Genomic DNA, 1,467 nt, shown 5'->3' with positions numbered 1-1,467 from the left:
GCCGGTGATCGGCGACACCGGCGCCCAGCGTTCCGATACCACGCCGTCTGCGACCCAGGCCGGATCGCGCGGCGCCCGCACCGCCCTGGACAGCAGCTGCCGCACCTTGCCCTGATCGCCGGTCTCGGCCTCCTCGATGTCGGCGAGCAGCAGATAGGCGCCCTCGCGGCGGTCCATCCGGATCGCCGCCTCGGCCTCGCGGCGGGCGGTCGAGAAGTCCTGTGCGTCGAGCGCGGCGCGCGCCACCGTCATCGACGATTCGGCGTGGTTCTTCTTCATTTCCTGCAGCTTCTTCGCCCGGTTGAGGCGGTCGAGCACCGCGTCGCCCGGCCTTGCATGGGTATAAAGCTCGGCGATTTCCGGATGCGGCTCGGCCTTCCAGGCTGCCTCGAGTATCTTCGAGCCCTTGCGCACATCGTTCTGCTTGAACAATGCGGCAGCCGCGGCAACGGCGGCGGGCGCGAAGTCCGGCCGCAGCTTGTTGGCCTCGATCGCCGCAGTCCTGGCGGCGGCGGGATCGCTGTCGGCAAGCGCCTGCGCCTTGGCGGTCAGCAGCACGGCGCGGCGGCGGTTGGCGGCATCGCGTTCGATCTGCCGTGTCGATTTCTGCGCGTCGACCAGTTTCAGGGCGCCGTCCCAGTCGCCGCGCGCGGTCAGCTCTTCCAGCGTCGATTCCGCTGCCCAGGCCAGCTGCGGCGCCATCACCGCGGCACGGCCGGCATAATGCCTGGCGGCGTTGCGGTCGCCAAGCCGTTCGGCTTCCAGATAAAGCCCGCGCAAGCCTAGCAGCCGCATTTCGGGATCGTCGAGCATGCTCTCGAATTTCTGTCGCGCGCCTTCATGATCGCCTTCGAGCAGCGACGCCTGCGCTTCCAGCAGGTGGATCAGCGGCTCCTGGTCGGAACGGATCAGCTTGGCGGCTTCCTTGGTCTTCTTGCGGGCCAGCGCGCCATCACCGGCGCCGGCGGCAATCATGCCGGTCGACAGCGCCTGATAGCCACGATCGCGGCGGCGGACACGGAAATAGCGCGAGATGGTGTAGGGGCTGTTCCACAGCGACTTGAGCAGCCACCACAGGATCATCACCGCGGCGACCACGGCAACGACGGCCACCGCCGCCACCATCAGGCTGACCTGGTATTGATAGCCGTTAAAAGTGACGACCATGTCGCCCGGCCGGTCGGCCAGCCAGGCAAAGCCCAGCCCGAGCGCGAAAACGACGATGAGGAAGGCGAGCAGGCGGATCATTGTGTTGCCCTCATGCCTTCATCGCGCCCGAGATCAGCGCATCGACCTGGGTTTCGACCTCGATGCGTGCCTTCAGCTTGCCGACAAAGTCCGCGCCAGCGGCCTTGGCGGCCTCGGGCAGCGTTTCATACTCGCTGAGTGCCTTCGCGTAGTCGCCCTGGTTGACCGCCGCCTCCATGCGCGCGACGGTTTCCGGTGCGCCGGCGCCTTCGACGGCGC

Annotated in this window: 1 protein-coding gene and 1 pseudogene; both read right to left on the bottom strand. The window is 67.8% G+C overall.

What is annotated here, in order from left to right:
* The coding region (locus tag EN893_RS33730; RefSeq protein ID WP_164901370.1) for a heme biosynthesis protein HemY at nucleotides 1–1,248 on the bottom strand (1,248 nt) is incomplete at its 3' end.
* Nucleotides 1,249–1,258: 10 nt separating this feature from the next.
* A pseudogene (locus EN893_RS33725) lies at nucleotides 1,259–1,467 on the bottom strand (phage tail protein); the annotation flags it as partial.

The organism is Mesorhizobium sp. M7A.F.Ca.CA.004.04.2.1, from assembly GCF_004022825.1.
Classification (GTDB): Bacteria; Pseudomonadota; Alphaproteobacteria; order Rhizobiales; family Rhizobiaceae; genus Mesorhizobium.
This window is presented reverse-complemented; position numbering and strand designations above follow the sequence as displayed.